Origin of the sequence: Nonomuraea sp. NPDC049152 (assembly GCF_040648355.1) — a bacterium.
Lineage (GTDB): Bacteria > Actinomycetota > Actinomycetes > Streptosporangiales > Streptosporangiaceae > Nonomuraea.
This window is the reverse complement of sequence record NZ_JBEZDO010000004.1, coordinates 194,730-221,588: the sequence shown is the minus strand read 5'-3', so window position 1 is coordinate 221,588 and position 26,859 is coordinate 194,730. Positions and strand designations below refer to the sequence as shown.

The window sequence follows — 26,859 nt, the reverse complement described above, 5'->3', positions numbered from 1 at the left end:
GCGTATCTCGGAATGACGCGCGCGATCGTCGTAACGGAAAGGAAGTGAAGCCGGCGTCGCCGCGATCTTGCCAGTCGGCGAGCCGTTCAGTTGCGGAGAGTCTCCGGTAGTGAACTCTGTGATCCGCAGGGCGTGCCTCGCCGCGGGCGATACCTCCTACTGTTCGCCGGCGTGCGCGGCGATGCCCTGGCTTCATGGACTGACAGATTTTGAAATCTGTCAATCGATATGCCATAGTCGAGGCCATGAGAACTCTTGGAACCACCGGTCCGCGTGTCTCCGACCTCGGCCTGGGCGCCATGGGCATGTCCGACCTGTACGGCCCAGCCGACGAGGCCGAGTCCATCGCCACCATCCACGCCGCCCTCGACGCGGGCATCACCCTCATCGACACCGGCGACTTCTACGGCATGGGCCACAACGAGCTGCTCATCCACGACGCGCTCAAGGATCGTGACCGCGACGCCGTACAGATCAGCGTGAAGTTCGGCGCCCAGCGCGACTACGACGGCAATTGGCTCGGCTATGACGGCCGCCCCGCCGCGGTGAAGACGTCGCTCGCCTACACCTTGCGCCGTCTGCGCACCGATCACGTCGATATCTACCGGCTCGCCCGCGTCGACCCCGCCGTACCCATCGAGGAGACCATCGGCGCCATCGCCGAGGAGGTCGAGAAGGGCCACGTCCGGCACATCGGCCTGTCAGAGGTCGGCGCCGACACCATCAGGCGCGCGCACGCCGTCCACCCGATCGCGGACCTCCAGATCGAGTACTCCCTGCTGTCCCGCGACATCGAGGCCGACATCCTGCCCGCCTGCAGGGAGCTGGGCGTCGGCGTCACCGCGTACGGCGTGCTGTCCCGCGGCCTGCTCAGCGGCCACTGGTCCAAGGACCGCCAGCTCGCCGCGGGCGACTTCCGCTCGGTCAGCCCCAGGTTCGGCGGCGACAACCTCGCCCACAACCTGACCCTGGTCGACGGGCTGCGCGACCTCGCGGCCGCCAAGGGCGCGACCGTCGCACAGCTCGCGATCGCCTGGGTCCTGGCCCAGGGCGAGGACATCGTCCCGCTGATCGGCGCCCGTCGCCGTGACCGGCTGTCGGAGGCGCTCGGCGCGCTCGACGTGACGCTGACCGCGGACGACCTCGCCCGCATCCAGTCGATCATTCCGGCAGGCTCCGCCGCAGGAGGCCGCTACGCCGCCGCCCAGCTGGCCCACCTCGACAGCGAGCAGCCCTGAGCCGCGCCGCCCGCACAGACCTGCCCTCACACCGCCGCTCGAGCATCGCCTGGTCTTGCCGGTACGCGGGCGGGCTGTACCGCAGCGCACCGTTGGGAATCTCGGCGCCGCTCGTCCGACCCTCGACAACTGACAGAATTGGTCACATGACAGATGGCACCCTGACCGCCGAGCAGATCATCGCCGCCGCCCAGGACGTTCTGCGCAGGTACGGGCCGGCCAAGACGACGGTGGTCGATGTGGCTCGGGCTCTGGGGGTCAGTCACGGCAGTGTCTACCGGCACTTCCCCAGCAAGGCCGCACTACGAGAGGCCGTCACCCAGCGCTGGCTGGACGAGTCGCACTCGCCGCTGATGGCCGCGGTCAGAACCCCGGGGCCCGCTGGTCCTCGCCTGCACAACTGGCTGGCCGTGCTGTTCGCCGCCAAGAGGAAGAAGGCGCTCGACGACCCTGAGCTTTTCGCCACCTACATGGTCCTGGTGGCGGAGTCGAGCGAGGTCATCGAGCGGCACCTGGAGGATTTGGTCGGCCAGCTGGAGCGGATCATCGGCGACGGTGTGGCCAGGGGTGAGTTCACGCCGGTGGACGTGCGGGCGGCGGCGCGGGCCGTGTTCGACGCGACGGGACGCTTTCACGATCCCGTGTATGCGGCGGATTGGAGCAAGCCGGGCATTGAGCGCGCGTTCGACGCCGTGTGGGACCTCATCCACACAGGCCTGGCGAAACGCTGACCGAGAGTGCCCGGTGCCCGGACTCGTCACGGGGAGAGAGAGCGCCACAGGGCGTCACCACGGAGAAGGGCCTCCCGCAGGCGAGCGCCCCTGCAGAAGAGCGTCACAGCTGAAGAGCGTCACAGCTGAAGAGCGTCACAGTCGGCGGGCGTCAGTCACGACAGGCGAGCGTCACCACGAAGCGGGTGTCACCGCAGGCGAGCGTCACCACAAAAGGGCGCCGGCCGCCCTCACCCGATGACGTCGCGGACCGCCGTCTGCGCCACCTCTCTCAACTGCGCGTGCAGGGCCGCGTTCGACTCCCGATCCGTACGGACCTCCACCACGCGCAGGCCCTCCCCGCGAATCGCCTTGGGCAGGTCCGAGATCTCCTCCACCAGCTGGTACGGCGTCCCGCTCGCCGCAGCCACATACCCGAGGTCCACCCCGTGCGGCGTGCCGAACACCCGCTCGAACGGGTCCCTGATCCCCGCCTGCGGCAGCAGCGAGAAGATCCCGCCCCCGTCGTTGTTCACCACGACCAGGCACAGGTCGGGACGCGGCTCCCTGGGCCCAAGGATCAACCCGTTCTGATCGTGCAGGAACGTCAGGTCCCCCAGCAGCGCGTACGAAGGCCCGTTGTGCGCCAGCGCCGCTCCCATGGCCGTCGACACCAGCCCGTCGATCCCCGAAACCCCTCTGTTGGCCAGCAGCCGCAGCCCGCGCCTGGGCCGCATCGCCTGGTCGAGGTCCCTGATCGGCATCGACGACCCGCAGAACAGCAGCGCCCCGTTCGGCAGTGAGTCGGCCAGATCCCTGGCGATCCGCGGCTCGGTCATCCCGGAATCGTCAAGGAGAGAGTCGATCGCCGCTCTGGCCGCGGCGTCGGCCCTGCGCCACGAGTGCAGCCAGGCGTCATCGCCCGCGGCGACGGGGATCTCGACCGCCTGTGCCACCTGGGTCGCCGACCGGGTCGGGTCGGGCCAGTGCGCCAGGTCGGTGGCCACCACGATGTGCTCTTCCGCCCGCCGCAGCCACGACAGCAGCGGCCTGGACAGCCCTGGACGCCCGAGCGTCACGACCACGTCGGGCTGGTGGGCGTCGGCGAAGGACTGCATCCCGAGCAGGAAGTGGTAGGTGGAGATGGCGTGGTCACCGTACCGGCCGCCGCCGTTGGGCTCCGACAGCACCGGCCAGCCGGCCATGCCGGCCGCCGCGATGTAGCGCCGCACGTTCGCCGCCCCGTCGCCGACCACCAGCACGCCGCGCCTGGTCGGCGGCAGGTGCAGCGCCACGGGCGGCGGTGCGACGCGGGCCCGCACCCATGATCCCGCCGTGTCGCCGTCGAGGGACTCGACCCACGAGGTGTCGCCGTCGGGGATCAGGGGCTCCCTGAAGGCCAGGTTCAGATGGACCGGTCCCGGGTCGGAGGGCCCGAGCGCGCGCTGGTAGGCGCGGGCCGCAAGCGACCGCCAGTAGGCCACCTGGCCCGGCCGTTCCTCGGGCGCTCCGACCTCGGCGAACCACCTGGTGGAGTTACCGAAGATCTTCAACTGGTCGATGGTCTGGTTGGCGCCGGTGCCGCGCAGCTCCGGCGGCCGGTCCGCGGTCAGCACCAGCAGCGGCACCCCCGACTCGCTCGCCTCGATCACCGCGGGGTGGAAGTTGGCCACCGCGGTGCCGGAGGAGCAGATCAGCGCCACGGGCCGCTCGGACCTGCGGGCCAGGCCCACCGCCAGGTAGGACGCCGAGCGCTCGTCGATCCGCACGTGCAGCCGCACCCGCGACTCGGAGTGGAGGGCCAGCGCGAGCGGAGCCGAGCGGGACCCGGGAGCCATCACGACATCGGTGAGGCCGCAACGCACGAGCTCGTCCACCAGCACGGTGGCGAGCGCGGTAGCCGGGTTCACAGGTCCGCCTCCTGCATCCGCCGCAGCCACGACGGCGACTCGATCTCAAACTCCGACAAAAGCGAATAATCCACTGCCGGACGGGACACCGGCAAGAACCCGTCGGCAGGCGTCAGGGAGTCGCCCACCACGTCCCCCGACAGCAACGACATGGTCCCGAGCCCGCACGCGTACGGCAGGCTGGGCAGCGCGGCGGCCAGCGCGACCCCGGCCGCCAGCCCCACCGAGGTCTCCACCGCGCTGGAGACCACCGCGGGCAGCCCGCACGCCTCCACCACCCGCAACGCCGCTCTGACCCCGCCCAGCGGCTGCACCTTCACCACCGCGATGTCGGCGGCCTCCGCGGCCCGCACCTTCAGCGGATCCTCGGCCCGCCTGATCGACTCGTCCGCCGCGATCAGCACGTCGACCGCCCGCCGCACCGCGGCGAGCTCGTCCAGCGTCGCGCAGGGCTGCTCGGCGTACTCCAGGTCGAAGGCGTTCAACTTCTTCAGGTGGCGAACGGCCGTCGGCACGTCCCATGCGCCGTTGGCGTCGACCCGCAGCCTGCCCGAAGGCCCCAGCGCGTCACGTACCGCCTCGACCCTGGCCAGGTCGTCGGCGAAGCTCTGCCCCCGCTCGGCGACCTTGACCTTCGCGGTGCCGCAGCCCGCCTGCCGTACCAGCTCATGGGCCCGCTCGGCGGGGACGGCGGGGATCGTCGCGTTGACCGGGATCCGCGAGCGCACAGGTGCCGGCCAGCCCTCGAACGCCGCCTCACGCGCGCACGCCAGCCAGCGCGCGCACTCGCGGGGGCCGTACTCGGGGAAGGGCGAGAACTCCCCCCACCCGGCGGGCCCCTCGATCAGCACACCCTCGCGAACCGTCTGACCGCGGAAAGGGGTGCGCATCGGGATCCGGAAGACCCGCGGCCCAGAACCCATCAACGCACCTTCCCAGCTGACGCCTCGTCTGTCGCCACTAACCTTACGAGCATGTGGAGGAACCCGTCGCATCCGGACCGGCCCCTGCGGGCGCTCGTACTCCCGCCAGGTCCCCGGCTGTTCGAGGCGGTCGCCGCGGCGCTGTCCGGCGAGGGTCCCGCCGTCCTCCCCCTGTCCCCCGACCACGCGGACGCGGCCCTGCGCGCCCTGCGCCCGAGCGAGATCGAGACCGTCGACGGGGTACGGCAGGCCGCGGGCCCTGGCGTGCCCGCGGATGTCGCCGTCGTCATCGCCACCTCGGGCAGCACCGGCGCGCCCAAGGGCGTGATGCTGACCGCCGCCGCACTGAAGGCCTCGGCCACCGCCTCCCTGCGCCGCCTGGAGGCCTCGCCGGGCCAGCGCTGGCTGTGCTGCCTGCCGCCCTCCCACGTCTCCGGCCTGCAGGTGCTCACCAGGGCGCTGCTGAGCGGCACGGAGCCGATCATCCACGACCGCTTCGATCCCGAGGCCGTCGCCGGGTCCGGGGCCGAGCACGTCTCGCTGGTCCCCACCCAGCTCCACCGCCTCGTGGAGCGGGGCGCCGATCTCGGCGCGTTCGCCACCATCCTGCTGGGCGGCGCCGCGCCGCGACCGGGCCTGGTGGAGGCCGCGCGCGCGTCGGGCGCCAGGATCGTCACGACGTACGGCAGCAGCGAGACCAGCGGCGGCTGCGTCTACAACGGCCAGCCCCTTGACAATGTAGATCTGAAAATCCGGGAAGACGGCAGGATCCTCGTCGCCGGCCCTGTCCTCTTCTCCGGGTACCGCTCCGTCGAAGGGTCCCGCTCCAGCGACGGGTCCCGCTCCGGCCACGGGTACCCCTTCGGCGGCGGATCCCACTCCGACGACCGAACCCCCTTCGCCGACGGATCCCGCTCCGGCGGCGGCCCGGCGCAGGGCGGCTGGTTCGTCACCTCCGACCTCGGCACCATCGAGGACGGCAGGCTGCGCGTCCTCGGCCGCGCCGACGACGTGATCAACACAGGCGGCGAGAAAGTCGTCGCCGCCTCGGTCGCGAGCGTCCTGGCCCTCCACCCCGCGGTGGCGGACGTGGCCGTGGTCGGCTGTCCGCACCCGGAGTGGGGCGAGGCGGTCGTCGCCGTCGTCGTGCCCACGGACCCCGGCAACCCGCCCACCCTCGACCAGTTGCGCGCCTACTCCCGCGACCGGCTCCCCGCCTACGCCGCGCCGCGCGAGCTGCGGCTTCTGTCCGCACTTCCGCTGCTGCCAAATGGTAAAACCGATCTCGCGGCACTTCGGACCGGAACCTGACGGCCACCGGCTGCGTCTTATAGGAGCAGCTGGAAGAAGGAGGAGACCTTCATGACCCCAACCCGCAAGATGTGGGTGTCCGCGGCGGCCGTCGGCGTCATCGTCGTCGGTGGCATCTCTGTCGCGGCGGCCGCCTCGGCGGGCAGGCTCGAGAAGGTGAGTCAGGAGACGAGGGCCGACGTGAACACCCCGGCGCCGTCCGACCAGCCCGCTAAGACGAACAACACAGACAACAACAGCAACGACGACACGGTGGTCTCCCACGAGGTCAACCAGGACCCGCAGGAGGCCGTCGACTACTGGACCGACACGCGCATGGAAGGCGCAGAGCCGATGCCCATGCCGGAGGCCTCAGGCAAGCTGAAAGACGTGGACGACTAGACGCTCCACGTCCGACGGGCGGCCGCCGGCTCCGGCGGTCGCCCGTTTTTTCATCTTGTACGGGAACAAATAGCTGCCGACGACGTTATTGATACTGGTGCGATGAGCGGCCGGAGCCGCCCCACCACAAACTTTCTACCGACTGCGACTCCGTATGGAGGAGGTGTCCTCATGCCCCGAACCGCCGTGGCGACCTCGCCCGCAACCCTCGACCAGCTCCTTGACCGAGGGCGAGCTCAGGGTCACCTTTCCCTGGCGGAGCTGCGGGAAGCTTTTGCCGTAGCGGGGATCAGCCCGAACGAGGGCCGTTCCATCCTGCGTGAGCTCACGGAGGCCGGTGTGAGCCTGGCCGCCGAGAACGAGCCCGCGCTCGGGAAGGCCACCAGCGCGAAGAAGGCGACCACCACGCGCAAGAAGACCACGACCACCAAGAGCACCACCAAGACGACCACCACGAAGACGGCGAAGACGGCGAAGACGGTGGCCGCCGACGCGGTCCCCGAGCAGGCCGACCAGCCCGCCGAGCAAGTCGACGCGCCCGAGGACCTCGAGATGGCCGCGGAGGACGCGGACCTCGAGCAGGAGACGCTCGATCTCGACGACAACCAGTCGGTGATGGGCGACTCCGTCCACACCTACCTCAAGTCGATAGGCCGCCGTACGCTGCTGACCGCCGCCCAGGAAGTCGACCTGGCCAGGCGGATCGAGGCCGGGCTGTACGCCGAGTACAAGCTCGACAGCGACCCGAGCATCTCCCCCGCCTACCGCGACGACCTCGAGATGGTCATCGAGGACGGCAAGCGCGCCAAGGACCACATGCTGGAGGCCAACCTCCGCCTGGTCGTCTCGGTGGCCAAGAAGTACACCGACCGGGGCATGGCCCTGCTCGACGTCGTGCAGGAGGGCAACCTCGGCCTCATCCGCGCGGTGGAGAAGTTCGACTACACCAAGGGCTTCAAGTTCTCGACGTACGCGATGTGGTGGATCAGGCAGGCCATCCAGCGCGGCTTCGCCGACTCGGCCCGCACCATCAGGCTGCCGGTCCACGTCCTGGAGATGCTGTCGAAGCTGTCGCGCGTCGAGCGTGACATGCACCAGCGTCTCGGCCGTGAACCCACGCCCGAGGAGCTGGCCGTCGAGCTGGACAGGACGCCCGACCAGATCGAGGAGCTGCTGCGCACCAGCCGCCAGCCGATCTCGCTCAACGCCACGATCGGCGAGGACGGCGAGACGACGATCGGCGACCTGATCGAGGACGTCGACTCCCCCGAGGCGTCGGAGATCGTCGACCGACAGCTCCTGGGCGACCAGCTGCGCGGTGTCCTGGACAACCTGTCGCCCCGCGAGGCGCGCATCATGGCGCTGCGGTTCGGCCTGGTGGACGGCAAGCCCCACACCCTGGACGAGATCGGCAAGCACCTGGGCCTGACCCGCGAGCGGATCCGCCAGCTGGAGAAGGAGTCCCTCTCCAAGCTGCGTCACCCGAGTAACACCCGCCCTCTGCTCGACTGGGCCAGCTAGCCGGCCATCCAAGCGAACGCCTGGCACCACCCGTGAGGTGCCAGGCGTTCTTTCGTGCGTACGGCAGCCGGGGAGTACACGCGCCCGTGGCGACGGTCAGCACGTCCGGCGGCACGAACACCGTGGCGGCGCGCTCACGATCGACCCGTGATGGCAGGTCGGCCACAATGATCCCTGCACGCGCAACGTCGACCTCCTGTTGAGCCACGCCCGCGTCGCCACGAACCGCCCGGATCCGAGGAGAGTCGCATGAGAGCCCGTGACCTGCCGATCACGCTGGACGGTCGTCCCGGCCGCTGGAACGCGATCACCGACGTGCCGGGCGTCGAGGTCGGCTACGTCACCCTGACCGAGGGCGGGGCCCGCACGGGCGTGACCGCGATCCTGCCGAGGGGCCGCGACGCGGTCGGTGTGCCGTGCGCGGCGGCCACTCACGCCCTCAACGGCAACGGCGAGATGACCGGCACGGCGTGGATCGAGGAGATCGGCGCGCTGACCCTCCCCATCACGATCACCAACACCCACGCGGTGGGCACGGTCCATCGCGGGGTGATCGACTGGGTGGCGGGCGCGCACCCGCGCCTGGCCGCCGAGTGGCTGCTGCCGGTGGTCACCGAGACGTGGGACGGCTACCTCAACGAGATCAACGCCCCTCATGTACGGCCCGAGCACGCCGCCCAGGCCATCGAGGCCGCCGCGTCGGGCCCTGTCGCCGAGGGCAACGTCGGCGGCGGCACCGGCATGAACTGCTTCTCGTTCAAGGGCGGCTCCGGTACGGCGTCGCGGCTGGTCGAGCACGGGTCCGAGACGTACACGGTGGGCGCGTTCGTCCAGGCGAACTTCGGCAGCCGACACGAGCTGACCATCGCGGGGCACAAGGTGGGCCCACGGCTGCTCGACGACGACCCGATGGGCACCACGGACTGGTACGCCCCCTCGGGCGCGGGGTCGGTGATCGCGGTGATCGCGACCGACGCGCCGCTGCTGCCCGGACAGTGCAAGGCGCTGGCCCGCAGGGTGCCGTTGGGCCTGGCCAGGACGGGCACGACGGGCAGTCACTTCTCCGGCGACATCTTCCTGGCCTTCTCCACGGCCAACCATGGGGCGCTGACGAGCGGCTTCGTCACCGAGGAGGACTACCAGAGCCTGCGGTTCGTCCCGTGGGGACGGATGGACCCCTTCTACGCCGCGGTGGTGGAGGCGGTGGAGGAGGCCGTGCTCAACGCCCTCACGGGGGCGGAGGAGATGACCGGCAGGAACGGGCACCGCTCCCCCGCGCTCCCGCTCGCCCGCGTGATCGACCTGCTCAAACCCTGACGACGCGCGGCGCCGCCATGGGACAGCGGGGAGTCAACGGGCGGCGGGGACCGGGCGGGGCAGGCGGGGGATTCCGTTGAGCCTGTTGTCCTCGCGGAGCGTGCGGAGCTTGTCGACCTCGGCGGTCCAGCGCGCGCCCTCGGGCGTGGCCTTGGCCTTACGGCGGACGATGCGGTCGTCGTAAGACTTCACGCCGAACGTGGAACGCTGACCGGCCTCGGCTGCGCGCAGGGCGTCGGTGAGCGCCTTGTCGAACAGCAGGCCCGCCGCGCGCAGCTCCATCTCGGGCGCGTCGGCCTCATTCAGGTCGTGCACGACCGCCTCGGCCTGCCTGGCCTTCGCGATCAGGTCCGGGAAGCTCTTGGAGATCTCCAGGTCGGCGTGGAAGCGCACCTCGGCCTCACGGCTCACACGCGGACGGAAAAACGCCATCGGACAGCTCCCTTTCACTCGTTACGAGCGGTAGCGTACGCGGTTCCGTGCCCGAACACCCACTCGGGTGGATCGAAGCGGGCCGTACGAGAGCGCAGCAGCGGCGCGCCGTCCACGTCGGACGCGTGACCGCCTTTACAAAGTATGGCAAGATGATCTCCATGCCAGCCAAGCGACCGCCCGTCCCGCTGTCCCGCGAGCGCATCATCGACGCCGCCCTGCACATCGCCGACGGACAGGGCCTGCGCAGGCTGACCATGCGCAGGCTCGGCGACGCGCTCCAGGTGGAGGCCATGGCCATCTACCACCACCTGCCCCGCGGCAAGGAGGCGCTGATGGACGCGCTGGCCGAACACGTGACCGCCATCCAGGTCGATCCCGCCACCAGCTGGCAGGAGACGGCCAAGCAGTGGTGCAGGGCGCAGCGGGCGGCGCTCAGGGAGCATCCTGGGGTGCTCGCACTGGCCCTGACCAAACCCCCCAAAGGGGCTACGGCGATCGCCATCATGGAGCAGATCGAGCAGCTGACGGACGCGGGGATGCCCGACGCCGCCGAGGCCGTGCGCACGATGCGCGCCTTCGTCTTCGGCAGCGTCGCGGTGGAGGTCCAGCAGTCGGGGTGGGCCGACCCCGAACGGGACACGTGGACCCGCCGCGACGAACGCGCCGACGCCGACTTCGAGCGCGGTCTGGAGGCGATGCTGCGCGGACTGGCCGCGTAACCGAGGGTTTACCAGTCCGTCGGCGTGTCGACGTTGGGTCGTTATCTTGTGTAAGGCACCCTGTGTCGTGGGTCACATGGTCTGAACCACCCGGGGGGTCCTCCTTGAAATCGTCCGAACGGGCTATGTCGGAAAGTGTGACGCACGCCGCACACTTGGCGCAGAATACGAAACAGCCAAAAGCCGCTCCCCCGCCGCTTCCGGCGAAGGAGCAATCGAAGAGATATCGGAGGCACGCCGATGTGCCCGCACGACCCGGCCTGTCCGTCTGCTGAGGCGCCCGACCGCGAGGCGGCACGCACGCTCGCGTCGCATCCCGAGCAGGGATGGAGCCTTCTGTGCAACGGTGTGGTCCTGTTCGAGGACACCGGGGAGCTGCTGCCCAGTGGCGACGTCATCGCCCCCCACAGGCCGATGCCGCTGGTCGGAGCCGCCTGACCGTCAGTACCGCCCCGCGAGCCAGTCGGCGACCAGCTCACCGACCTTCGCGGGGTCTCTCTTGAGGTCGTGTCCCTCGCCCCTCAGCACAACCAGGCGTGCCGCGTCGGCGGCGTCGGGCACCCCGAAGGGATCCCGGTCCCCGTTCACCACCAGCACGTCCACCCCCGCGCCCCGCAGCTCGTCCGCTCGCGACCTTTCCGGCTTCCCCGGTGGATGCAGGGGGAAGGCCAGCGCCACCACCGCGTCCGCGCCCGCCGCCTTGGCCGTACGGCATGCGACCCTGGCGCCGTTGCTCCTGCCGCCCTGCACGAGCGGGATCCCCGGATAGCGCCCTGTCAGCTCCTCGATGACGGCCAGCCACGCCTCGTCCTGCCGGACGGGCGAGCCCGGCGCCCTGGCCCCCGCCCGCCTGAACGGCTGCGTCACCCTGGCCACCAGGGCACCCCTGGCCGTCGCCGCTTCCCGTACGGCCAGCAGGTCGGGCGCGTCCACCCCGCCGGCCGAGCCGTGGGTGAGGACCAGCAGGAACCTGGGCCGCTCGACCTCGTCGACGTCGACCAGTGCCGCCCCCCGCGGCGTCATGATCTCCACCCTCCAACGGTAGCCGCCCAGGTCACCCCCACTGCGCACCGACCCACCCGCTGAGGTCGGGACCGGCGCGGGGGTTCCGGTCTCGGCGCGGGATTCCGGTCCCGGCGCGGGATTCCGGTCCCGGCGCGAGGTCAGGGTGACCCCGTACATCGGGGGAAGGCGGTTCCTTCCGAGGAAGGATGGCGGCGCGTCAAACGCCGTGGGACATTGGCCGCATGTCAGACATTCGTGATGAGCTGCGAGCCACCATGGAGACCCGCAAGGACCTGGGCCCCGACTACGAGGCAGCCCTCGTCGAGTCCTTCGTGGCCAAGCTCGACGCCACCATCGCCGAGCGCGTCAGGGCCGAGGTGGACAGCCGGCGCCCGTCCAAGAAGAAGGGTGACAAGAACAGCGCCCCGATCGTGCCCCTCGCGCTGGGCTCCATGGCGCTGGCCATTCCTCTGTCGGCCATCGCCGGAGGTCAGGCGGGCTTCATCGGCCTGGCCATGGTGTGGATAGGCATCGTCATCATCAACGTGGCCGCCGCCGTCGCGCTCATCCGCCGGGATTGACCGAGTCCCTGTCGAGGTCCCCGTCGAGGTCCCTGCCGAGGTCCCGGTCGAGGCGGAGCCGTACCTGCGCGGCCAGTTCCTCGTCGGCGTGGGTGAGGCCGTAGTCCCAGACCCGCTCGGCGTCGTCGGCGCGCCCCCGCAGCGGCAGCGTGCGCGCGAGCAGCTCGATGGCCAGCGCGCTGGTCTCCGCCTCCTGCCCGAACTCCACCGCGCCCGCGAACTCCGCGCACGCCTGTTCGAGGTGGGCGATGCCGAGCAGGACCCGCAGCCGCCCCTCGTACGCGCCCTCGGCCAGCGGCAGCGCCTCGACGAGCACCGCCGCGGCCTCCCCCGGCTCGCCGCCGTCCAGCAGCAGCTCGGCGAGCTCCTGGGCGGCGCGGGAGCTCAGATCGGGGTCGCCGACGGAGATCGCCGCCCGCAGCTCCTGTTCCGCCTCCTCCTCGCCGGTGGCCAGGTGGGCCAGCGCGAGATGCGCCAGGGGAAGGTAGGCGGCCGTTCCCACGCCGATGACGGCCTGCCACGCGCCCCTGGCCTGCTCGTCGTTCCCTTCCCGCTCGAAGCCGCGCGCGAGGTGGCAGGCTGCCTGTGCGGCGTACTCGGGGTGTCCCGTGGCCAGCGCGGCCCTGGCGGCGGCCCTGGCGCCCGCCAGGTCGCCCCGCTCCTCCAGCACCACGGCGAGCCCGACGGCCGCCTGCGCCCTGTCGTGACCCTCGGGGTCGGCGGAAAGCTCGGCGAAGATCGCGGCCGCGCCCTCGAGGTCGCCGCTCTCGGCGAGACGGCGGGCCTGCTCGAGCGGGCCGGTGGTCAGCGGGGTGTCGAGCTCGGGGGACGTCAACAAGGCTCCTTCGACGGCGACCAACCGATGGCGATCAACGTCGAGCCTAACGATTTCAGGTCGCCGCGTCGCCCGACATGACCATCCTGTGCACCGGTGTTGGCTGCGTCCCAACGCCAGGCGGCGCCAGGATGCCGAACGGGCGGCTCCCCCCAGGGGAAGCCGCCCGTTACCGGTCGCTCAGTCCTCGTACGCCGACAGGGGCGGGCAGGCGCAGACCAGGTTGCGGTCGCCGTAGGCCTGGTCGATCCTGCGCACCGGCGAGAAGTACTTCCCGTCGCGCAGCCCCTGGACAGGGTAGGCGCCCTCGGTCCTCGTGTACGGGTGCGTCCACTCGTCGGCCACCAGCGACTCCGCGGTGTGCGGAGCGTTGCGCAGCGGGTTGTCGGTCTTGTCGTAGGAGCCGTCGGCCACCTTGGCGATCTCGCCGCGGACGGCGACCATCGCCTCGACGAACCTGTCGAGCTCGGCCAGGTCCTCGCTCTCGGTGGGCTCGATCATGAGCGTGCCCGCGACGGGGAAGGACATCGTCGGCGCGTGGAAGCCGTAGTCGATGAGGCGCTTGGCCACGTCGTCGACCGAGACGCCGGTCTCCTTGGTGATCTGGCGCAGGTCGATGATGCACTCGTGCGCGACCAGGCCGCCGCGCCCGGTGTAGAGGACGGGGTAGTGCGGGGCCAGGCGGCGGGCGAGGTAGTTGGCCGACAGGATGGCCTGCTCGGTGGCGGCCTTGAGGCCATCGCCGCCCATCATCCTGACGTAGGCCCACGAGATCGGCAGGATCCCCGCCGAGCCGTACGGCGCGGCCGAGACGGGGCCGACCGGCGAGCCGTTGTGCAGCGGGTGACCGGGCAGGTAGGCGGCCAGGTGTCCGCGGACGGCCACGGGGCCCACGCCTGGCCCACCGCCGCCGTGCGGGATGCAGAAGGTCTTGTGCAGGTTGAGGTGGGATACGTCGGCGCCGAACTCGCCCGGCTTGGCGAGGCCGACCAGGGCGTTGAGGTTGGCCCCGTCGACGTAGACCTGGCCGCCCGCATCGTGGACCTTGGCGCAGACCTCGGTGATCGTCTCCTCGTAGACGCCGTGCGTGGACGGGTACGTCACCATGATCGCGGCCAGCGCGTCGGCGTGCTTGGCGATCTTAGCGTCGAGGTCGTCCAGGTCGACGTTGCCGTCCTCGTCGCAGGCCACGACCACGACGCGCATGCCCGCCATGACCGCGCTGGCGGCGTTGGTGCCGTGCGCGGAGGAGGGGATGAGGCAGACGTCGCGGTGGGTGTCGCCGTTGGCGCGGTGGTAGGCGCGGATGGCCAGCAGCCCGGCGAACTCACCCTGCGAGCCGGCGTTCGGCTGGATGGAGACGGCGTCGTAGCCGGTCACCTCGGCCAGCCAGCCCTCCAGCGTCTCGACCAGCTCGATGTAGCCGCCCGCCTGCTCGACGGGGGCGTAGGGGTGGATGCCCGCGAACTCCGGCCAGGTGATGGGCTCCATCTCGGTGGTGGCGTTGAGCTTCATCGTGCAGGAGCCGAGCGGGATCATCGACCTGTCGAGCGCGATGTCCTTGTCCTGGAGCCTGCGCAGGTAGCGCAGCATCGAGGTCTCGGAGTGGTGGCTGTGGAAGACCGGGTGGGTGAGGTACTCCCCCTCCCTGACCAGCCCCTCGGGCAGCGCGTCCTCGGCGGCCAGGTCGGTCAGCGAGACGCTCACGCCGAAGGCGGCCGCGACCTGCTCCAGGTGGGACAGGGTGGTCTTCTCGTCGCAGGCGATCGAGACGTGGTCGGCGTCGGCCGCCCAGAGGTTGATCCCGCGCTCGGCGGCCGCGGCGACCACCTGGGCGGCCCTGCCGGGCACGCGGGCCAGCACGGTGTCGAAGAAGACGTCGTGGACGACCTCGACGCGGCCCGCGCGCAGGGCCTCGGCGAGCGTGACGGCCATGCGGTGGGTGCGCGTGGCGATCCGGCGCAGCCCCTCGGGGCCGTGGTAGACGGCGTACATGCCGGCGATGACGGCCAGCAGCACCTGGGCGGTGCAGATGTTGCTGGTGGCCTTCTCCCTGCGGATGTGCTGCTCGCGGGTCTGCAGGGCCAGGCGGTAGGCCGGGTCGCCGTCGGCGTCCACCGACACGCCGACGAGCCGTCCGGGCATCTGCCGCTGCAGGCCCTCGCGGACCGACATGTAGGCGGCGTGCGGGCCGCCGAAGCCGAACGGCACGCCGAAGCGCTGCGAGGAGCCGATCGCGATGTCGGCGCCCAGGTCGCCGGGGGCGGCGACCAGCGTCAGCGACAGCAGGTCGGCCGCGGCCACGACGAGCGCGTTGTGCGCGTGGGCCGCCTCGGCGAGGGCGCGGAAGTCACGCAGGCGACCGGAGGCGCCCGGGTACTGCACGAGCACGCCGAAACACTCGGGCAGCTCACCCTCGAGGGAGTCGACGACCAGCTCGATGCCCAGCGGCTCGGCCCTGGTGGCCAGGACGGCCTTGGTCTGGGGCAGCGCGTCGGCGTCGACGACGAAGACGTTGCTCTTGGACTTGCCCGCCCTGCGCGCCAGCGTCATCGCCTCGGCGGCGGCGGTGGCCTCGTCCAGCAGGGAGGCGCCGGCCACGTCGAGCCCGGTCAGGTCGGAGACGACGGTCTGGAAGTTGAGCAGCGCCTCGAGCCTGCCCTGGGAGATCTCGGGCTGGTAGGGCGTGTACGCGGTGTACCAGCCGGGGTTCTCCAGCAGGTTGCGCCGGATCACGGCGGGGGTGATCGTGTCGTAGTAGCCCAGGCCGATCATCGAGGTGAGCACCTGGTTGCGGTCGGCCAGCGCCCGCAGCTCGGCGATCACTTCGGTCTCACTGGCCGCGGCGGGCAACCTCAGCTGGTCCTTGGCCCTGATGGCCTCGGGTACGGCCACCGCCACCAGATCGGCGACCGACTCGAATCCGACCGCCTCCAGCATCTTGGCCTGCTCGGCGTCCGAGGGACCGATATGACGGGTCGCGAAAGGCGGTGCAGCGAGGTTGCTGAGGGGCTCGGTCATGGATCTGCCTCCCAAGGCTGATGGAGAGCGCACGGGCGTATGCCGGGTCTCCCCCTCTGTCATCAACCTGAGAGGTTCGCCCGCAATTCCGCGGGCTTGCACCGTCGGTGAGGCGCGCCTGGCTGGCGTGCCTGCTTTCCAGAGTTGCCTCACCCGAGCGGTACTGGGTGCCTGAGAGATTCCGGGGAGGTTTGCTCCTTCGGCGCCCCGGTCGCCCGGGGACTCTCCCGCACGGGGTCGTCAGCTTCAGCCCTAGGCTACCAGCGTTCGGGGATCAGCCCAGTCGGCGAGCCTTCCGGCGCTGGGCCAGTTCGTCAGCGGGGTGGTCGGCCGGGACGGTGTCCTCGACCGCCGCCCGTTCCCCCGGCAGCTCCGCGAGCGATCCCTCGACCTCGCGCCAGACCCTGCCGAGCGCGATCCCGAACACTCCCTGACCGCCCTGCAGCAGGTCGATGACCTCGTCGGCCGAGGTGCACTCGTAGACGCTGACTCCGTCGCTCATGAGCGTGATCCTGCTGAGGTCGCCGACCCCTCTGTCTCTCAGGTGTTGTACGGCGGTGCGGATCTGCTGGAGCGACACGCCGGTGTCGAGCAGCCGCTTGACGACTTTGAGCACCAGGATGTCGCGGAAGCTGTACAGCCGCTGGGAGCCCGAGCCCTGAGCGGCTCTTATCGTGGGTTCGACCAGGCCGGTGCGCGCCCAGTAGTCCAGTTGCCTGTAGGTGATGCCGGCCGCCGCACAGGCCGTGGGGCCGCGATAGCCGATGTCGGCGGGCAGAGTGGTGGGCTGCTCGTCGAAGAGCAGGCCCTGCTCACCCGCACGCTGGCGCGCACTCTCGCGCCGCACCGGGTCTTCCTGGCCGGCCGTCTTTCCCTCGCCGCTGCTGACCGCCACGCGGACCTCCGGCTTTCTCTCATCCCGTGGTCTGATCTGGGGGTTCGCAAAGGACAACCACAGGTTTCACTTGCACCGTAGGACCGTGACCATCCGCAGTCAACGATCCGGCTCGGCGCGTCGTGAAGCGTAAATGCAGTGAAATGCGTACCCCTGGTGTCGGCCAAGGGCATGAGCCTTCACAAAGGGGGTTCTACCCAGCGCGCCCGAAGTCCTCGGGCGTGATGGTGTCAAGGAACTCCCTGAACTTCTCCACCTCATCCTCCTGGTCATCAGGGATGATCACTCCGGCCTCCTGCACGACCTCCTCGCTGGCGAAGATCCGCGCACCCGTGCGCAGTGCCAGGGCGATGGAGTCGGAGGGGCGCGCGCTGACCTCGACGCCGTTGGAGAACACCAGGTCGGCGAAGAAAATCCCGTCACGCAGAGCGACGATGTTGACCGCGCGCAGGCCGACGCCCAGCGCGCTCAGCACGTCCCTGAACAAGTCGTGGGTCAGAGGCCTCGGCGGCGGCTCCTCGGCTTGGGCGAGCGCGATGGCCGTGGCTTCGGTCATTCCTATCCAGATCGGGAGAAACCTCTCACCCTGCGCCTCCTTGAGCAGAACGATCGGCTGATTTGTGGGCATTTCAACGCGAACGCCCACTACCTCCATCTGCAACACGGGCTGCTCCGAATTCACGATCCATGGGCCGCATCTTCCGCACTTCAACGTAACACCCACTGGGTAGGTAATATCCCCTGCCCCGGAGGCTCCCCGCCAACCTACCCGCCCTCGTGATCCCTTCGGTCGCCGCTCCACCCCTATGGGAGCGGCCGAGCGGGCTTTCCGATCACTTCGGCCGACCGCGTGGGAGCGTGCCAAATTACCTCAAACAGGCGATATCGGCCAGGGCGGCGGGGATCAGCCGCCGAGGAACGAGCGGACGGCGGTCCGCAGGAGAGCGGCGTGCAGGTCGAGGAGCTGTCCCGAAAGGTGCCTGGCCGCCTCGTCGGCCTCGCCGATCGCACCGGGGGCGCGCCGTTTGAGAATGGGGGCGACGGTCTGCTCGACCAGACCGGCCTCGCGCTCGGCCGCGGCCTTGACCGCGCGCAGGTGCCTGGCGTGCAGGCCGTACCTGGCCAGGGCGCCGACGCTGCGGGCCACCTTCAGCGCGTCCTCGTCGTAGCGCCTGGCGACCGGCGCGAGCAGGCCGTAGTCCTCGAGCTCGGTGAGGGTCTCGTCGTCGAGCCCGCTGGCCTCCAGCAGCTCGGCGCGGCTGAACCTGACCTCCTTGGCCTCGGGCAGGGCGCGCGGGCGGCCGAGCTCGTCGGCCATCTTGTCCTTGATGACCCGCAGGGGCAGGTAGTGGTCGCGCTGCTCGGTGAGGATGAAGCGCAGCTGCTCCACGTGCATGTAGGTGAACTTGCGAAAGCCCGAAGGGCTGCGCTCGGGCTCGATGAGCCCCTCGCTCTCCAAGAAACGGATCTTGGAGATGGTGACATCGGGGAACTCGCCCTGCAGGAGGGCGAGCACCTCCCCGATGCTCATGTGCGACCGCGCCGCCTGGGAGCTCATGCGCCCCGCGTGAGGAAGACGAGGCGGAACTTGCCGATTTGCACCTCGTCACCGCTGTGGAGGGGAACCTCCTCGATGCGCTCCCTGTTGACGTAGGTGCCGTTGAGGCTGCCGACGTCGCGGACGGTGAAGGCGCCACCGGGATGGCGGTAGAACTCCACGTGCCGCCGCGAGACCGTGATGTCGTCGAGGAAGATGTCGCTCTCGGGATGCCGGCCCGTCGTGGTCAGGTCGCGGTCGAGGCGGAAGCGGCTGCCCGCGTTGGGGCCACGCGTCACCACGAGCAGCGCCGCGCCCGGCGGGAGCTGCTCGACGGCGGCTCGCTCGGCCAGGAGGGCGTCCGCCGTCTCCGCCTCATACGCCTCGATTCCCGCGACGGAGATCGTCGAGGTGGTGTCCCCGGAGACCTCATGTCTGGTCAGCGGTGACCCACACCGGGAGCAGAAACGGGCATCCTCGGGGTTGGCATGACCGCACTGCGTACAGTAGACGTACGGCATCTATCGGCTCGGCCTCCTACCGCGAGAACGCGGCGACGGTTGATCAGGGCGCCCCACGCCTCTCGCTCGTTCACGATTGCGAATGCCGCAACTTACGCTGATCACTGGCAAAGGTCAAGGCGGGACGCCGCACGACGGGTTCGGACGGTGACAAAGTTACCGCCGAGCCGCCCCCAAGGTCCATGCCGCCGCGCCACTTGTGTTGTCACGTTCCTGCCGCCTGCTCGACGACCCGCGCCCATCTGTCAAGGAATGCCTCCGCTGTGTCGAAATCGTGCGCTTCGGCCCACAGGTCGGTGGCGGGTTCGGAGGCGGCGGGCAGGATCAGCGCCCAGCGTCCGTCCTCTCCGACGACCCGCACGCCGTCGGTGGTGTCGACGCGGAAGCCCTCGGCGGCCTCGATGACCGAGCGCATCACCGCCCCCTTGGTCGCCCACGGCGTCGGGACGGTCCGCTTGAGCAGCTTGGCCTCGGGGATCCGCGCGTCGATCTGGCTGAGCGTCAGGCGGGTGCGGGCCACCAGGCCGAGCAGGCGCAGGAAGGCGGCCAGGCCGTCCACCGTGGGCCCGAACTCCGGCACGATGAAGCCGCCCCTGCCGTCGCCCGCGAAGATCATGTACGGCTTGGCGGCCGCGGCGGTGAGCGCGTCGAGCGAGGTGGAGGTCCACTCGACCTGGACGCCGTGGAAGCGGCAGACCTGCTCGGCCACCCTGGTGGTGGTGACGGGCAGCGCCACCCTGCCGCGGCGCCGTTCGGCGGCGACCAGGTCGAGCACCACCAGCAGCGCCCGCTCCTCGCTGATGAGCTGGCCCATCTCGTCGACCAGGGCGATGCGCTCGCCGACAGGGTCGAAGCGGACGCCGAAGGAGGCGCGGGAGGAGCCGACGAGCTCCGAGAGGCGCTGCAGGTCGCGGCGGCGCTCGGCGAGCGTCTCGGTGGGCGAGGCGGAGTCGAGCCTGGCGTTGACGGTCAGCACCTCGACGCCGAGCCGGCCGAGCAGGGTGGGCAGGACCACCGAGGCGGTGCCGCCCGCGCAGTCGACGACCACCTTCATGTCGTTGACGCCCGTCATGTCGACGCAGCGCAGCAGCTCCTGCGCGTAGTCCTCGACGGCCCTGGCGGGGAAGCTCAGCTCGGCGATCTCTCCGGGGAAGGCCCTGCGGAACTCCTGGCGGGAGAAGACGCGTTCGAGCTTGCGCTGGGCGGCGGGGGTGAGGTCGGCGCCGTGGGAGTCCATGAAGACGATGTCGACGCTCTGCGGGTCGCCGGAGGTGGTGCGCAGCGCGATGCCGCCGCTGGCGGGCCTGCGGGAGGTGTGGAAGCGGGCCACCGGCAGCGGCATGGCCTCCAGGTCGAGCACGTCGATGGCGCCCGCGGTCAGGGCGCTGATCACGGCGCGTTTGAGCGCTCTTGCCGCGCGGGAGGAGTCGCGCGAGGTGATGACCTGGTCGCCCTTCTTCAGGGTGGTGGCGTAGGCGCTGGCCAGCCGTACGCAGAGCTCGGGGGTGATCTCGACGTTGACCAGGCCGCTGACGCCGCGCGGGCCGAACAGGCTGCGCTGGCCGCGCGACTCCCAGATGACGCTGGTGTTGACGACCGCGCCCGCTTCGACGGTCTTGAAGGGGTAGATCTTGACGCCGCTGGAGACGTAGGCCTCCGCCTCGATGACGCACTCGTCGCCGACGACGGCGTTCTCCTCGATGCGGGCGCCGGTCATCACGTCGGTGTTCTTGCCGATGACGCAGCCGCGCAGGTGGGCGCCCGGGCCGATGTAGACGTTGTCGTGGACGACGGCGCGGTGCAGGAAGGCGCCCTCGCGCACGACGGCGTTGCTGCCGAGCACGGTGTACTCGCGCAGCTCGGCCCCCGCCTCGATCTTGACGTAGTCGCCGATGAGCAGCGGGCCCTTCAGGACGGCCTCGGGGTCCACCTCCGCGCCCTCGCCGACCCAGACGCCCGGCGACATCTCGAAGCCGCCGATGTCGAGCTTGACCCGTCCTGACAGCGCGTCGGCCTGGGCCTTGAGGTAGCTCTCGTGGGTGCCGACGTCCTCCCAGTAGCAGTCGGAGACGTAGCCGTAGATGGGCGCGCCGCGTTCGAGCAGGCGGGGGAAGACGTCCGAGGACCAGTCGACGGCCTCTCCCGCGGGGACGTCGTCGAGGACTTCGGGCTCCATGACGTAGATGCCGGTGTTCACCGTGTCGGAGAAGACCTGGCCCCAGGTGGGCTTCTCGAGGAAGCGCTGCACCCTGCCCTGATCGTCGACGATGATGATCCCGAACTCGAGCGGGTTGGGGACGCGCGTCAGACCGATAGTGACGAGGGCCGAATTCTCACGATGAAATCGGATCATGTCCGATAAATCGATATCGGTCAGGGCGTCGCCGGAAATGACGAGGAAGCGGTCGTCGCGGAGTTTGTCGGCGGCGTTCTTGACGCTGCCCGCCGTACCGAGGGGAAGATCTTCGGTGGCGTAGTGCAGGCGCATGCCCAGTTCGTCGCCGTCACCGAAGTAGCTGCGCACCAGCGCGGCCAGGAACTGGACCGTGACGACGGTTTCGGTCAGGCCGTGTTTCCGCAGCAACCGGAGCACGTGTTCCATGATCGGGCGGTTGACAACGGGGAGCAGGGGTTTGGGCTGGTTCGCGGTCATCGGCCGCAGCCGTGTACCCTCCCCGCCTGCCATGACGACCGCCTTCACCCGATCACTCCTTCGTCGCAGTTTGCCCGGGTTCGCGCAGCTCCCCCTTGGCAGTGGTGACGAGCTGACGCACCTGTACCACATACAACACGCCCGCCCACCAGTACAGACCTGTTCCCCAAATGGCGAACGCCCATCCGATAATCCTCGCAATATCGGCATACCAGGAGCCGGTGTGCGAGGCCAGGAAGAGCAGCGGGAAGGCGTACATCAGATTGGCCATGGCTGCTTTGCCAAGGAAATGCACGGGCAGTGCCTTGTAACCGTATTTGCGGAGCACGGGAAAGAAACATCCGACGAAGATTTCCCGCGCCAGGATGATCGCGACCAGCCACCAGGGGATCACGTCCCTGAGCACCAGACCGACGAGGGTGGCGAAGACGTAGAGCTTGTCGGCGGCCGGGTCGATGAGGCGGCCCAGCCTGCTGGTCTGGTTCCACGCGCGGGCGATCTTGCCGTCGAGCCAGTCGGTGAACCCCGCGACCATGAGCAGCCCGATCGCCCAGCCGTCCGCCTTGGGTCCGAGAACCAGCCAAAGGAACACGGGCACGCCGAGGAGACGCAGGAAGCTCAGCAGGTTAGGAACCGTCCAGATCCGGTCCTCCGCTGACGAACGGGCGGAAGTTTCACTCACGCTTGCGACCCTACTGCGTCGCCAACCAGCGCACGCTTCGGCGTAAGACCCTGTTGAGCCCGGCCCAGTCCGGCCCTGGCATTTCGGGCACCCGAAGCAATCGGGGGGTTGCGCGGCACCCCGGTGATCGGGTTACGGTTGCGCCGACCAACGCGGGAGCCCGGTGTGACCGGGCTGAGAGGACGGCTACAGCCGCCGACCGCCAGAACCTGCTCCGGGTAATGCCGGCGAAGGGAGTTGCGCGATGAGTGGCGCGCGTTTTTCCAAGATCTACCAGGGCGAGCTCAGGGTTCCCATGCGCCGGATCGACCTGAGCGACGGAAGGGCCTTCACCGTCTACGACACCTCAGGCCCCTACACCGACCCGAGCGTGGAGACCGACGTCGCCCGCGGCCTGCCTCCCGTCCGGGAGGAGTGGATCCTCGGTCGCGGCGACGTCGCCAGGTACGGCGGCCGCCACGTCCAGCCCCTCGACGACGGCTACCGCGACCAGCGCGCGTGGAAGCGCGCGGGCACGAGCCTGTTCGCCGGTGCGCGCCGCGACCCCCTCAGGGCGGCGGGCGCGCCCGTCACCCAGCTCGCCTACGCCCGCAGGGGCGTGGTGACCAGGGAGATGGAGTTCGTCGCCGTCAGGGAGGGCGTGGACCCCGAGTTCGTCCGCGCGGAGGTGGCCGCGGGCAGGGCGATCATTCCCGCCAACGTCAACCACCCCGAGAGCGAGCCGATGATCATCGGCAGGAACTTCCTCGTCAAGATCAACGCCAATATCGGCAACTCCGCCATCACCTCCTCCGTCGAGGAGGAGGTGGAGAAGATGACCTGGGCCATCCGCTGGGGAGCCGACACGGTCATGGACCTGTCGACGGGCCGCGACATCCACACCACCCGCGAGTGGATCATCCGCAACTCCCCCGTCCCCATCGGCACCGTCCCCCTCTACCAGGCGCTGGAGAAGGTCGACGGGGTCGCCGCGCACCTGTCGTGGGAGGTCTACCGCGACACGCTCATCGAGCAGTGCGAGCAGGGCGTCGACTACGTCACCGTCCACGCCGGCGTGCGGCTGGCGTACGTGCCGCTCACCGTCGGCCGCAAGACGGGCATCGTCTCGCGCGGCGGCTCGATCATGGCCGCGTGGTGCCTGACGCACCACCGCGAGAGCTTCCTGTACGAGAACTTCGAGGAGATGTGCGAGATCCTCGCCTCCTACGACGTCGCCTTCTCCCTGGGCGACGGGCTGCGGCCCGGTTCGATCGCCGACGCCAACGACGAGGCGCAGTTCGCCGAGCTGCGCACGCTGGGCGAGCTCACCAGGCTCGCCCACGCGCACGACGTCCAGGTCATGATCGAGGGGCCCGGCCACGTGCCGATGCACAAGATCAAGGAGAACGTGGACCTGCAGCGCGAGCTCTGCGACGACGCCCCGTTCTACACCCTCGGCCCCCTGGTCACCGACATCGCGCCCGGCTACGACCACATCACCTCAGGGATCGGCGCGGCCATGATCGGCTGGTACGGCACGGCGATGCTCTGCTACGTCACCCCGAAGGAGCACCTCGGCCTGCCGAACAAGGACGACGTCAAGACCGGCGTCATCACCTACAAGATCGCCGCGCACGCCGCCGACCTGGCCAAGGGGCACCCGGGGGCGCAGGCGTGGGACGACGCGCTGTCGGACGCGCGCTTCGAGTTCCGCTGGGAGGACCAGTTCGACCTCTCGCTCGACCCCGACACCGCTCGGGCCTTCCACGACGAGACGCTGCCCGCGACTCCGGCCAAGACGGCGCACTTCTGCTCGATGTGCGGGCCGAAGTTCTGCTCGATGCGGATCTCCCATGACCTGCGGGCGCAGGAGGGGATGCGGGAGAAGTCGGAGGAGTTCGTGCGCAGCGGCGGCGAGGTCTACCTGCCGCTCCCCGAGCGACGCTGAGGCCTCCCCGGCTGTGATGCGCCCGCGCCGCCTGCCACAGGGGCCGGGCGGCGCGGGCCGGCGTCGTCCGGTTGCCAGGTGATGAGACCCTCGACACTGTCGATGGTTCGTGCCTGGAGATCCGGCGGGTACGGCCCGGCCCGTGCGGTGACCCCGCTCAGCCGGTCAGCTCGGCGTCGTGGGCGAGCAGGGCGATCTGGGTCCGGTTGTTGAGGTCGAGCTTGGTCAGCATGCTTGACACGTGCGCCTTCACGGTCGCCACGCTCAGGAACAGTTCTCCGCCGATCTCTGCGTTGGACTTGCCCTGCCCGAGCGCGACCGCGACCGCCCGCTCCCGCTCGCTCAGCCGGCTCAGCATGCTCCGGGCGTACTGCCGGCGGCCGTCCGCGCCGGTGCCGCCGACGTGCGTGAGGACCTGGCGGAGCACCGCCGGCGACAGGAACGGCTCGCCCGCCGCCACGCTGGTGACGGCGCGCAGGATCTCGGCCGGTGGCGTGTCCTTCAGCAGGAAGCCGCCGGCGCCGGCGCGGAGCGCGCGCAGCACGTACTCGTCGACGTGGAACGCGGTCAGCAAGATGATTTCGGGCGGGTCCGGGCGCCGGCGCAGCAGCTCGGTCGCGCCCAGGCCGTCGAGCCCGGGCATCCGGATGTCCATCAGCACCACGTCCGGGGCGTGCGCGTCGGCCGCCGCCAACACTTCCGCACCGTCGGCCGCCTCCCCGACGACGGTCAGCGCCGGCGGGTCGTCGAGGATGATCCGGAGGCCGGCCCGGACCAGCGGATCGTCGTCAACGAGCAGGATCCGCACGCCGTGGGCCGTCATGCCGGCCACGGCAGCCAGGCCCGCAACCGGAACCCGTTCGCGGTACGCCCGTGCTCCAGCCAGCCACCCGCGATCGCCGCCCGCTCGGCCAGCCCCACCAGCCCGGTACCGCTGCCCGGGATCGCGGTCACGGCGGCGCCGACCGGCGCCGGGTTGCGCACCTCGACGGTGATGCCCCCGCCGGCCGTGCCATGCACGGTCACCGTGACCGGCTGTCCGGGCGCGTGCTTGCGGGCGTTCGTGAGCCCTTCCTGCACGATCCGGTACGCGCCGCGTCCGGTCGCCGCCGGTACTGCCGAAGGATCGGCCACTGTGCAGTCGAGCGTCACCTGCTCGCCGGCGCGTCGGGACTCCTCGACCAGTCCGGGGAGCTCGCGCAGCCCGGGCTGGGGGCGCTCCGGTGGCCGGTCGGGCCGGTCGACGCGGAGCACGCCGATCACGTCCCGGAGGTCTTCCAGCACCTGGTGCGCGCTCTCCCTGATGACGCCTGCCGCACGGGCGATCGTCTCCGGGGACGCGGTCGGGCGCAGCTCCAGCGCCCCGGCGTGCAGGCTGAGCAGCGAGATCCGGTGGGCGAGCACGTCGTGCATCTCCCGGGCAATCCGGGTCCGCTCGAGGTGGCGGGCCTGCGCGACCCGCAGCTCCTGCTCGGCCTCCGCCCGCTCGGCCCGGTCCCGGAGCGAGGCCACGAGCTGGCGGCGGGCCCGGACGTACATGCCCCACGCCAAAGCGGCGGTCACGCAGACGATCCCGAGCGACACCTGCGACACGTCGGTCACGGCCGAGTCCGGCCGGACCAGCTGGGACAGCGGCGAGACCAGCGCGTACCCGGCGACGACCGGCGCCACGACGGCGAACCGCCGGTGCGCGGCGACGTTGAACAGCGCGATGAACGACACCAGCGACGCGCTCAGGGCGTACACGCTGAAAATGCCCACGACGACGGCGAAGCCGACCGGCCGGCGTCGGCGCAACGGAATGCCAAGGCAGCTCAATCCGCCGAGAGCGGCATCGACCGTCAGCGTCACCTGGTCAAGGTGCCGCTCGACCCCGTCGACCACTGCCACGGCCGTTAACCCGGCGGCGAGCAGGAACAGCAGGATGTCGACGAGCCAGCCAGGCACCAGGGCGCGCTTGGCCGGGACGACCGCGATAGTCACGCCCGACACAATAGGGCGGCGCGGGCACGGCCGGCATCCGCCCAAAGTCGGTTCCACGGTGCCGACCTCGGACCGAAGCGCCACACCGGCCGCCGGGTCCAGTCTTCTGGCCATGCATTCGAACCCTCGGGCTGCCGCCCGATTCATCGGCGTGCTGTTCCTGACCGCACTGATCGCCAACGGGATCGGCAGCGAGCTCGCCGAATCCACCACCGACCGCACGGTCATCCTGGTCGGTGAACTGCTGGAGCTGCTCTGCGGCGCCGCGGTGGTCGGCGTCGGCGCGCTGACGTACGTGGTGTTCAGGGACTGGAGTCCCGGTCTGGCCACCGGCTACCTCGGTTTCCGGATCACCGAGGCCGCGGTCAACGCGATCATCGTGGTGAGCACGCTCACCGCTGCCGGTCTGCCCCAGGAGTACCGCGACGTGCTGCTGGCGCAGCGGTACCAGGCGCAATTGGTGTACATCTTCGTCTTCGTGTTCGGCGCGGCGGTCTGGTATGTGCTGCTGCACCGGATGCGGGCGGTACCCCGGTTCCTCACGGTGTGGGGCCTGGGGGGCGTGGCGATCCTGCTGGTGGGGGCGCTGTTCGACCTCTTCGGCCTGCACATCGACATGCTGCTCTACGGCCTGCCGCTCGGGGTCAACGAGCTCGTCCTCGGCGTCTGGCTGATCACGCGGGGCTTCACCCCTCCCGCTCGCGCGACCCCGGAGCCCGTATGAGTGAAATCAATCCTCAGCCGAACCGCTCAG

At 70.3% G+C, this 26,859-nt stretch carries 25 protein-coding genes and 2 riboswitches; of the genes, 11 read left to right on the top strand and 14 right to left on the bottom strand.

Annotated elements, in window-relative coordinates; genetic code table 11:
- Positions 1-245: 245 nt before the first annotated feature.
- Together AB0B45_RS09885 and AB0B45_RS09880 are read left to right on the top strand one after the other, a co-directional pair.
- Positions 246-1,238, top strand: coding sequence for an aldo/keto reductase (locus tag AB0B45_RS09885; RefSeq protein ID WP_358127947.1), 993 nt, complete (start codon positions 246-248; stop codon positions 1,236-1,238).
- Between the two features lie 146 nt (positions 1,239-1,384).
- Positions 1,385-1,969 (top strand): TetR family transcriptional regulator, encoded by a 585-nt coding sequence (locus AB0B45_RS09880; RefSeq protein ID WP_358127945.1) that lies wholly within the window; start codon positions 1,385-1,387, stop codon positions 1,967-1,969.
- A 230-nt stretch (positions 1,970-2,199) separates the two neighbouring features.
- Here AB0B45_RS09880 and menD read toward each other — a convergent pair whose 3' ends face one another.
- Together menD and AB0B45_RS09870 are read right to left on the bottom strand one after the other, a co-directional pair.
- Positions 2,200-3,858, bottom strand: coding sequence for a 2-succinyl-5-enolpyruvyl-6-hydroxy-3-cyclohexene-1-carboxylic-acid synthase (menD, locus tag AB0B45_RS09875; protein WP_358127943.1), 1,659 nt, complete (start codon positions 3,856-3,858; stop codon positions 2,200-2,202).
- Positions 3,855-4,781, bottom strand: coding sequence for an o-succinylbenzoate synthase (locus AB0B45_RS09870; RefSeq protein WP_358127941.1), 927 nt, complete (start codon positions 4,779-4,781; stop codon positions 3,855-3,857). The genes menD and AB0B45_RS09870 overlap by 4 nt, the downstream gene beginning before the upstream one ends.
- Before the next feature lie 51 nt (positions 4,782-4,832).
- Here AB0B45_RS09870 and AB0B45_RS09865 point away from each other — a divergent pair, with 51 nt between their 5' ends.
- The 4 genes from AB0B45_RS09865 (at position 4,833) to AB0B45_RS09850 (ending at position 9,311) form a co-directional block, all read left to right on the top strand.
- On the top strand, positions 4,833-6,092 hold the full coding sequence (locus tag AB0B45_RS09865) for an AMP-binding protein (protein WP_358127939.1): 1,260 nt from the start codon (positions 4,833-4,835) through the stop codon (positions 6,090-6,092).
- Between the two features lie 51 nt (positions 6,093-6,143).
- On the top strand, positions 6,144-6,473 hold the full coding sequence (locus AB0B45_RS09860; protein WP_358127937.1) for a hypothetical protein: 330 nt from the start codon (positions 6,144-6,146) through the stop codon (positions 6,471-6,473).
- Positions 6,474-6,644: 171 nt separating this feature from the next.
- A complete protein-coding gene (locus tag AB0B45_RS09855) occupies positions 6,645-7,994 on the top strand; it encodes an RNA polymerase sigma factor (RefSeq protein WP_358127935.1) in 1,350 nt (449 codons plus the stop codon).
- Positions 7,995-8,243: 249 nt separating this feature from the next.
- A complete protein-coding gene (locus AB0B45_RS09850) occupies positions 8,244-9,311 on the top strand; it encodes a P1 family peptidase (RefSeq protein WP_358127933.1) in 1,068 nt (355 codons plus the stop codon).
- A gap of 33 nt (positions 9,312-9,344) precedes the next feature.
- On the opposite strand, the gene AB0B45_RS09845 is transcribed toward AB0B45_RS09850, so the two are convergent.
- The gene (locus AB0B45_RS09845) at positions 9,345-9,743 is read right to left on the bottom strand and encodes a hypothetical protein (protein ID WP_358127931.1); all 399 of its coding nucleotides are present in this window, start codon (positions 9,741-9,743) and stop codon (positions 9,345-9,347) included.
- A 161-nt stretch (positions 9,744-9,904) separates the two neighbouring features.
- Here AB0B45_RS09845 and AB0B45_RS09840 point away from each other — a divergent pair, with 161 nt between their 5' ends.
- Positions 9,905-10,465: a TetR/AcrR family transcriptional regulator C-terminal domain-containing protein gene (locus tag AB0B45_RS09840; RefSeq protein WP_358127930.1), complete on the top strand. Its 561-nt coding sequence runs from the start codon at positions 9,905-9,907 to the stop codon at positions 10,463-10,465.
- 240 nt (positions 10,466-10,705) lie between these two features.
- The gene (locus AB0B45_RS09835; RefSeq protein WP_358127928.1) at positions 10,706-10,903 is read left to right on the top strand and encodes a DUF5999 family protein; all 198 of its coding nucleotides are present in this window, start codon (positions 10,706-10,708) and stop codon (positions 10,901-10,903) included.
- A gap of 3 nt (positions 10,904-10,906) precedes the next feature.
- Here AB0B45_RS09835 and AB0B45_RS09830 read toward each other — a convergent pair whose 3' ends face one another.
- A complete protein-coding gene (locus tag AB0B45_RS09830) occupies positions 10,907-11,488 on the bottom strand; it encodes an alpha/beta family hydrolase (protein ID WP_358127926.1) in 582 nt (193 codons plus the stop codon).
- A 224-nt stretch (positions 11,489-11,712) separates the two neighbouring features.
- Here AB0B45_RS09830 and AB0B45_RS09825 point away from each other — a divergent pair, with 224 nt between their 5' ends.
- Entirely contained in the window at positions 11,713-12,051 is a 339-nt protein-coding gene (locus AB0B45_RS09825; RefSeq protein ID WP_358127924.1) for a hypothetical protein, read from the top strand.
- Here AB0B45_RS09825 and AB0B45_RS09820 read toward each other — a convergent pair.
- The 8 genes from AB0B45_RS09820 to AB0B45_RS09785 form a co-directional block, all read right to left on the bottom strand.
- Positions 12,035-12,886 (bottom strand): hypothetical protein, encoded by an 852-nt coding sequence (locus tag AB0B45_RS09820; RefSeq protein ID WP_358127922.1) that lies wholly within the window; start codon positions 12,884-12,886, stop codon positions 12,035-12,037. The two genes, AB0B45_RS09825 and AB0B45_RS09820, sit on opposite strands and share 17 nt — an antisense overlap.
- 180 nt (positions 12,887-13,066) lie before the next feature.
- The gene (gene gcvP, locus AB0B45_RS09815; protein WP_358127921.1) at positions 13,067-15,907 is read right to left on the bottom strand and encodes an aminomethyl-transferring glycine dehydrogenase; all 2,841 of its coding nucleotides are present in this window, start codon (positions 15,905-15,907) and stop codon (positions 13,067-13,069) included.
- Positions 15,908-16,055: 148 nt separating this feature from the next.
- Positions 16,056-16,147, bottom strand: a riboswitch (glycine riboswitch).
- 34 nt (positions 16,148-16,181) lie between these two features.
- Entirely contained in the window at positions 16,182-16,802 is a 621-nt protein-coding gene (locus AB0B45_RS09810; protein ID WP_358127919.1) for a MerR family transcriptional regulator, read from the bottom strand.
- 193 nt (positions 16,803-16,995) lie between these two features.
- A complete protein-coding gene (locus tag AB0B45_RS09805) occupies positions 16,996-17,466 on the bottom strand; it encodes a bifunctional nuclease family protein (RefSeq protein ID WP_183661379.1) in 471 nt (156 codons plus the stop codon).
- Between the two features lie 240 nt (positions 17,467-17,706).
- A complete protein-coding gene (locus AB0B45_RS09800) occupies positions 17,707-18,333 on the bottom strand; it encodes a MerR family transcriptional regulator (protein WP_358127917.1) in 627 nt (208 codons plus the stop codon).
- A 23-nt stretch (positions 18,334-18,356) separates the two neighbouring features.
- A complete protein-coding gene (locus AB0B45_RS09795; protein ID WP_354906861.1) occupies positions 18,357-18,860 on the bottom strand; it encodes an FHA domain-containing protein in 504 nt (167 codons plus the stop codon).
- A 205-nt stretch (positions 18,861-19,065) separates the two neighbouring features.
- Entirely contained in the window at positions 19,066-21,561 is a 2,496-nt protein-coding gene (locus AB0B45_RS09790) for a mannose-1-phosphate guanyltransferase (RefSeq protein WP_358127915.1), read from the bottom strand.
- A 4-nt stretch (positions 21,562-21,565) separates the two neighbouring features.
- The gene (locus tag AB0B45_RS09785) at positions 21,566-22,195 is read right to left on the bottom strand and encodes a CDP-alcohol phosphatidyltransferase family protein (RefSeq protein ID WP_358127914.1); all 630 of its coding nucleotides are present in this window, start codon (positions 22,193-22,195) and stop codon (positions 21,566-21,568) included.
- A gap of 142 nt (positions 22,196-22,337) precedes the next feature.
- A riboswitch (TPP riboswitch) is annotated at positions 22,338-22,448 on the top strand.
- Between AB0B45_RS09785 and thiC the strand changes: the two genes are divergently transcribed.
- On the top strand, positions 22,440-24,122 hold the full coding sequence (gene thiC / locus AB0B45_RS09780; RefSeq protein WP_358127912.1) for a phosphomethylpyrimidine synthase ThiC: 1,683 nt from the start codon (positions 22,440-22,442) through the stop codon (positions 24,120-24,122). (Overlaps the previous riboswitch by 9 nt.)
- 157 nt (positions 24,123-24,279) lie before the next feature.
- Here thiC and AB0B45_RS09775 read toward each other — a convergent pair whose 3' ends face one another.
- Together AB0B45_RS09775 and AB0B45_RS09770 are read right to left on the bottom strand one after the other, a co-directional pair.
- Positions 24,280-24,945, bottom strand: a complete 666-nt coding sequence (locus AB0B45_RS09775; RefSeq protein WP_358127910.1) for a response regulator transcription factor — start codon at positions 24,943-24,945, stop codon at positions 24,280-24,282.
- A complete protein-coding gene (locus AB0B45_RS09770) occupies positions 24,942-26,105 on the bottom strand; it encodes a histidine kinase (RefSeq protein ID WP_358127908.1) in 1,164 nt (387 codons plus the stop codon). The genes AB0B45_RS09775 and AB0B45_RS09770 overlap by 4 nt, the downstream gene beginning before the upstream one ends.
- 112 nt (positions 26,106-26,217) lie before the next feature.
- Between AB0B45_RS09770 and AB0B45_RS09765 the strand changes: the two genes are divergently transcribed.
- On the top strand, positions 26,218-26,829 hold the full coding sequence (locus AB0B45_RS09765; protein ID WP_358127906.1) for a DUF4386 domain-containing protein: 612 nt from the start codon (positions 26,218-26,220) through the stop codon (positions 26,827-26,829).
- Positions 26,830-26,859 lie beyond the last annotated feature (30 nt).